This window comes from Kineococcus deserti, assembly GCF_050871945.1.
Lineage (GTDB): Bacteria > Actinomycetota > Actinomycetes > Actinomycetales > Kineococcaceae > Kineococcus.
Genome location: NZ_JBJLSI010000051.1, coordinates 21,082 through 27,241, shown reverse-complemented (window position 1 = coordinate 27,241; position 6,160 = coordinate 21,082). Strand labels below are relative to the sequence as shown.

Below are 6,160 nucleotides of genomic sequence, written 5' to 3'. Positions count from 1 at the left end.
CGCGGTTGCGGCAGACCGCGCAGCTCTACCTGTCCCTGCTCCGGGTAGACGTCCGGACGGTTCCGGGAGCCGGGGCCGCCGGTGGCCTCGGAGGCGGGATCGTCGCCCTCGGCGGGCGCGTCGAGGCGGGTTTCGGCGTCGTCGCCCGCACCAACGGCTTCGACGCCGCCGCCGAGACGGCCGACCTCGTCCTAACCGGCGAAGGGCGACTGGACGCGACCTCGCTGGCCGGCAAGGTCGTGGGCCAGGTCCTCGACCGCGTCGACCCCACGACCTTGGTGCACGTGATCGTCGGCAGTGCCGACCCGGCGGCCCGGCGCGAACTCCTACAGCGCGACCGCTCTGTGAAGCTGACTGTGCTGGAGGACCTGTTCGGGCTAGAGGTCGCCATGACGAGAACGCTTGACCTGGTGGAGCAAGTCCTCACCGAGCGACTCGCATCGGAGCTGACGACCTCCTCTTCGCGGTGAAGCAGACGACCTGTCCCTTCCATCCGAGCCACCCTGGCCAGCTGGCGATGGGACGGCACTGCTGGACTTTTCGGTTGGGGAGCTTGAGGTGACCTTTCACGCCGTTGATGTAGTCGTGACGCTGGAGCCCACCGACCTGCCTCAGCCCTAAGAGACGCCCGGGCCGCGGGATGACCGAGCACTGCGTGCCTAGCGCCAGCGGGGTTGGTGGCCTCGTCAGTCGCGGTCAGCGTTCCAGCCGACAGCGCGGATCACGGCCCGGGCCACCGCGGACGGAGCTTGCTCGGCAGCCACCGCCACCTCGGCGTCACCGACACCGGCTGCGTCCAGGATGGCGTCCAGCTCCCCGCTGCGGTGCAGGTGCCAGTCCAAGGCGTCCTGGTCATCGTGGTGCCGCTGGCGCAGGCGGGTGCGGACGTCGCGCAGGTCCATGCGTAGACGGCACACCGTCAGCGGCGCGCTGGCGGCCTGTTCGTACAGCGGCCGTTGCGCGGGGTCCTCGAGCACACCTGCCAGGACGAGCCGGAGCGCGCCGGCGGCGAGGTGGTTGCGGGTCACCGCGTGCAGGTTGGCCAGCATCAGGTGCTCGTGGAACGGGTCGTCTCGTGGGCTGGGCCAGGCGTCCCGCAGCGCGTCGAGGTCGATGACCGCGTGGGCGATGGCGTCCTGACGCAGCAGCGCGGCGACGGCTGCGGCGGTGGTGGTCTTGCCCGATCCAACGGTGCCGGTGATCAGCAGAGCTGCCGGGGACGGCGTGGGGGTTCGCACGGGCGTGACGGTAGCGGCCGTCCCGGGGAATTCCTGATGGCTCAGGTGTCGTCGATCGCAGCCGACCGTGAACCACCCGCGGGATGACCGTGAGATCGGTAGTTCGCTGCGGGCGCCCGCTCACGGTCTGACCATGCGCACCACCGGGGCGCCCCAGAGAACATCGAGAGCGATCCGTAGGGTCGCGGCGTGGCGCACCTGATCAACCCTCGAGCCAGTATCGCGGCTTCCCTGCGAGCAGCGGCTGCGGAGCCGGGCTGGGACGAGCACTCCGTTTACGCCCGCGACGCCGACCGCGACGACGAAGCCTTCGCCGCATGGGTGGATGAGCTCATCGACGACGCCCGAGCCGGCTCACCCCGCCCGGACGGATTTGTCCCCTCCACCAACCTGTGGTGGGTGGAGGGTGAGCAGTACCTGGGACGGGTGCAGATCCGCCACCACCTGACCTCGTTCTTGCGCGAGTTCGGTGGCCACGTCGGCTACTACGTCGTCCCGCGGGTGCGCCGGCGGGGGCACGCCACCGCCATGTTGGCCGCCGCGCTGCCGGTGGCGGCAGCGCTGGGCATCGAGTGCGCGCTGGTGACCTGCGACGTGGACAACACCGCGTCGCGCAGGACGATCGAAGCCAACGGAGGGCTCTTGCAGGGTCAGCGGGGACCGAAGCTGCGTTACTGGGTGCCCACCGGCCCCGCCCTCGCGTGACCGCACCTGGAGCATCGCCGCGTGAACCACCCAGGAGCCTCGGCGGGAACCTCCCAGCTCATTGGATGAGCGCGGCCAGCGGGGGGAGCCGGTGCGCGCTCCCAGGCGGCGGCGGGTGGACAGCGAGTCGGCCTTCACGACGGCTGTGTGGTGTGTCGGTCGATGGGGAAGCCGAGGGTGGGGCGCAGCTGCTCGACGGCGTCGATGGCGGCCAGGACCTGCTCGGTGCCCTCACGCGGGGCGCGCAGAGCGTCGGGAAGCAGCTGGCGGCCGGTGGCGAAGCCGAGGGCCTCGGCGACCGCCAGGCGCTCGCTGTACGTCGCGCTCTCCTGCCCCGAGGTGGTGTCGCTGGGGATGCCGTCGCCGCTGATGTCGTAGGTGGCGAAGGACAGGGGCACCTCACAGGTGCGGTTGAGGTTGCGCAGGGTTCCGCTGACGGCGTTGCGGGGGTTGGCGAAGGCGGGGCGCCCGGCGGCCACCCGCATCTGGTTGGCGGCCTCGAAGTCGGCGTCGGTCATGAACAGCTCCCCGCGGACTTCCCCGGACCAGCCGGCACCTGAGGGGGTGGTCAGCCGGGCGGGCAGACCGGCGACGCCCTGTCCGCGCAGCAGCTGCTCGGTGACGGGGTCGCCGCTGGTGCCGTCGCCGCGCTGGGCGGCCTGCACGAGCGCACCGTCCTGGTAGATCGCGGCGATGGCGCAGCCGTCCTGCTTGGCCTCGACCACCAGGGGGCCGGGTTCCTGGCCGTCCACGGTGAGGCCGGCGAGGAAGGCGCGGACTTCTGCGGCGGTGGTGGCCTTGGCCAGGCTGAGCATGGGACTGCTGTGGCGGATCTCTTCGCCGACCCGGCGGCCCGCGGGAGACGGCCGCTGGAGGCCCTGTAGGGGCCGGTCGGGTCGAGATGGGTATCGTGCCCGGTAGGGGTTTTGAGGCTTCTACGGCCCCGTTAGGCCCCGCAGGGTGACGGTTCCGATGGCGCCCGCTCGCGGCCATCGAGGGCATTTATCGGGTTCCGCATCGGTGTGGTCGCGCTCGCACCTGGGCCGCCAGGCCGTAGGCACTTGCGCCGTGATGAGCGCGAAGCGCGACGATAATTGCTGCCGGAACTGGAAACCCTCGAACCCAGCGGTTTCAATACGTGCCAGCGGAGCGAGGCACTCTGCACCGCAACCATATATGAACTTCAGGCCGCGCCAGCGCTGCCTTGCCCTACTTGACGCTCGTGGGTCCGGTGAGCGCATCCAGCAGCGTGTGCACCGCTGCGAGCACCCGCGTCGCGGTCGGCTTCAGCAGCTTCTTGGCGGTGCGCGCACCGGTGCGTACCCATGCACGGACTTGTGCCTATAGCGGAAGCTACTGGGCTGCTTCGTAGCGGTACGCGACGCCGTCGGGCGCCAGCCGCAGCAGGCTGTCCAGGACCTGGGGGGGTCTCGATGCCCCACATCTTGGAGAGCACCCAGGTGCGCCCGGTGTGGTGCAGAGGTGCGTCAAAGAACCAGCGGTGCACTGCCCGGCGGGCGCCGGGGTGAGCTGCCAGGAAGGTGTCGATCAGTTCCTGATCGACCAGCTCGCCTTCAACGGATAGGAACTTTGTGTTGCCGGGCAGCGCTTGCGCCAGGTCGGTGGGAGCCACGCCGGCGCGATGCAAGGCGGTGAGCAGCTCCAGGATGGCGCGGCGCTTACGCAGCGGGGCGCTGGAACCGTCGGGGGTGTGGATGACGTACTGGGTCCAGTCCCGACCGCTTTGAGCGGTGACGGCACGCGCGGCGCTTTCGCGCTGGCGCAGGCGGACGGTGAGCTCTTCGGCCTCAGGGAGCGGAATGACCTGCTGCACGTCGAGCAGGAGCTTGCCGGCCACGGCGTAGGGCACGATGCGCACGCAGGAGATGTCCAGGCCGTACACGTCGTTGAGCCAGAGCACGGTGGTAGTGATCTGCGCATCGAAGCCAGCGGCGGCCAGGACGATGCGCACCTGCCGGTGCAAGACGGCGTCCTCACCGCCGACCTCGTCGAGCCAGTCGGCCAGCTGCTCGCGGGCGCTCTCGGCGCCCTCGGGGTCGGTGCTGCTCAGATGGCGGGTGTAGGTGGCCACGAGCTGCTCGAAGGTCATCGCCGAGACCATGGCGGCATAGCGCAGGGCTTGCAGCTGCATGTGGCCGCCGTCCTCGGTGCGCTTGAGCTCGATGACGACCAGGCGGGCGGTGCGGTCCACGGCGAGCAGGTCGATGCGCCGACGCACATCGAAGTCGCCGAACTCTTCGGCTACCACCAGCAGGTCCTCGCCCAGGACGGTGATGTTCTCGCGCAGCGCTCGCTGCAGGTCGTCGCGCTCACGGATGCCTTCGGCAGCGAAGGTGGAGGCGGGGATATCCACGAGGTCCCTCTGGGCGGTCATCTCGTACAGGGCCACGCAAGCCAGCATGCCCGGCCGTGACGGTGGTGTCTCGGTGGACCGCGTCCACCAGCCTCAAGCCTTCGTAAGGCGGCGCTTGAAACCGGTGGCGCCCGGCTTGATCATGCACTCGGCCGCCGGATCGCAGTACACGAGTTTGCGGCTGACCGAGCACCTGGCCATTGAAGGTTCCGCGGCGTCGATCGGTTCGGTCGGTGATGCCGACCACACCGCCCTGATGGAGACCGCGATCGGCTTCAGCAAGACTAGGCCGAGGTGGCGGGCCGCTGGGCGCGTATCCATCAGCTGCACTCCGGGCGAGACGACGGTAGCGAGGTCGGCGAGGCGGCGCCGGGCCGAGCTGGAAACGGAAAGGTCGAAAGCTCCGCCGGGCGAACGCGATCTTGAGGTCGGCTTCGGCTTTCTTCGCGGCCCAGCTCGACCGCCCCACGCGTCGACCCGCCGCTACATCGAGGAGCGCCAGAACCAGCTCGGGGTCGAGCTCGGGAGCTGCCGCTGGCAGACGACTGCATCCCATCGGCGCTTGCAGTTGGGGACAGGTCATCTGCCGAGCAGTCGACGGTGATCCGAGATGGAGGCGACGGGGACGCTGCATGTGCGCCCCGAGCCGCGATCACCAGCTTCATCGCTTGTGAAGAGACGCTTCCGTCCCGCAGGCGCCGCCTGACTACGTGCCAAGCATTCGAACCTACGCCATGTCCCTCGTTAGGGGGGCACTGCTGTTAGCTCGTTTAGCTCTAAGCTGTGCGCCGCCGGACACGGGGGGTGACCGGTGAACCAATGGGGGGAACCATGCGCACACGCAAGCAGGCTGCCATCGTCGCGGCCGCAGCAACCACACTCGGCATGCTCACCGCCGGCGCCGCCGAAGCCGCACCAGCACGACCCGACCTCGTCGTCACCAACATCACCTGGGCGCCCGCCGCCGTCGCCACCGGCCAGCAAGTCCAGTTCACCGCCACCATCAAAAACCAAGGCAAAGCCGCCACGCCCGCCGACGTCATCCACGGCGTCGGCTTCCAGGTCGACGGCAAGCTCGTCACCTGGGCCGACCTGCACACCGACACGCTGCGCCCCGGCCAAGCCGCCACCGTCATCGCCAACAGCGGACCCACCAACTCCGCGACGTGGAAAGCGACGACCGGCACACACGAGATCCTCGCGTTCGTCGACGACGCCAAACGTATCGCCGAGTCCAACGAGGGCAACAACCGGACGAAGAAGACGTTCACCGTCACCTCCACGCCGTCGATGACGACGAGCCTGAGCGGGCAGTCCGCACGCACCACCTTCCCGGCGATGAAGCAGGCCACCGGCATCGCCAGCTCCGTCACCGGCTCCGGCTACGGGGCCTGCTTCGACGAGGCCACCTGGACGCCGGTGCTGGGTACCGACACCTACCTCGGTGAGTACAGCGCAGGCCCCGGCAACTACTACACGAACGGGCCGTTCGGCTCCTCCGGTCTCGCGCAGGCCCCTGCTGGGTCTACCTCCGCGGTCAGCTCACCGATCTCCCTCATCGACATCGCGAAATGGAATCACGGCGACCCAGGCGAGAAGATCACCTGCGCGGCCGGGCAGTGGCCAGGGTTCTCCCGCTTCGAGGCCAAGCAGCTCACCTCGACCCGATGGACCCTGCACGAGGGCGGCTGGGAGGGCGTGACCATGCTGGCCACGACGACCGCGAAGGTCAGCGGTCAGCTCCACTTCTGACCAGCCCCGGCTCCCTCGCCGATCCATCACTATCAGCCAGGGGCCACCATCCCGGGTTTCCAACGGCTGGGGTCAGCCCCCCGCAAGTCTG

The 6,160-nt window shown here is 69.4% G+C and carries 7 protein-coding genes; 4 read left to right on the top strand and 3 right to left on the bottom strand.

The window, feature by feature from the left end; all coding sequences use genetic code 11:
• Positions 1 to 470: glycerate kinase (locus ACRYR2_RS23820; RefSeq protein ID WP_432565380.1), on the top strand; the 470-nt coding region annotated here is incomplete at its 5' end.
• Positions 471 to 686: 216 nt separating this feature from the next.
• On the opposite strand, the gene ACRYR2_RS23815 is transcribed toward ACRYR2_RS23820, so the two are convergent.
• Entirely contained in the window at positions 687 to 1,238 is a 552-nt protein-coding gene (locus ACRYR2_RS23815) for an AAA family ATPase (RefSeq protein WP_432565379.1), read from the bottom strand.
• A 189-nt stretch (positions 1,239 to 1,427) separates the two neighbouring features.
• Between ACRYR2_RS23815 and ACRYR2_RS23810 the strand changes: the two genes are divergently transcribed.
• Positions 1,428 to 1,943, top strand: coding sequence for a GNAT family N-acetyltransferase (locus tag ACRYR2_RS23810; protein WP_432565378.1), 516 nt, complete (start codon positions 1,428 to 1,430; stop codon positions 1,941 to 1,943).
• A 134-nt stretch (positions 1,944 to 2,077) separates the two neighbouring features.
• Here the strand turns inward: ACRYR2_RS23810 and ACRYR2_RS23805 are convergent, their stop codons facing one another.
• Complete coding sequence (locus ACRYR2_RS23805) at positions 2,078 to 2,776, bottom strand: hypothetical protein (RefSeq protein ID WP_432565384.1); 699 nt, start codon at positions 2,774 to 2,776, stop codon at positions 2,078 to 2,080.
• Positions 2,777 to 3,126: 350 nt separating this feature from the next.
• Entirely contained in the window at positions 3,127 to 4,353 is a 1,227-nt protein-coding gene (locus tag ACRYR2_RS23800) for a hypothetical protein (RefSeq protein WP_432565377.1), read from the bottom strand.
• A gap of 37 nt (positions 4,354 to 4,390) precedes the next feature.
• On the opposite strand from ACRYR2_RS23800, the gene ACRYR2_RS23795 reads away from it, so the two are divergent.
• Both ACRYR2_RS23795 and ACRYR2_RS23790 read left to right on the top strand, forming a co-directional pair.
• Positions 4,391 to 4,921 (top strand): hypothetical protein, encoded by a 531-nt coding sequence (locus tag ACRYR2_RS23795; protein WP_432565376.1) that lies wholly within the window; start codon positions 4,391 to 4,393, stop codon positions 4,919 to 4,921.
• Between the two features lie 227 nt (positions 4,922 to 5,148).
• Positions 5,149 to 6,069 carry a CARDB domain-containing protein gene (locus ACRYR2_RS23790; RefSeq protein WP_432565375.1) on the top strand — a complete coding sequence of 307 codons (921 nt, stop codon included), beginning with the start codon at positions 5,149 to 5,151 and terminating at the stop codon, positions 6,067 to 6,069.
• The last annotated feature ends 91 nt before the right edge of the window (positions 6,070 to 6,160 follow it).

Excerpts from the sequence above, each read along its gene's own strand:
- ACRYR2_RS23790 (WP_432565375.1), top strand. The coding sequence starts at position 5,149 with ATGCGCACACGCAAGCAGGCTGCCATCGTCGCGGCCGCAGCAACCACA.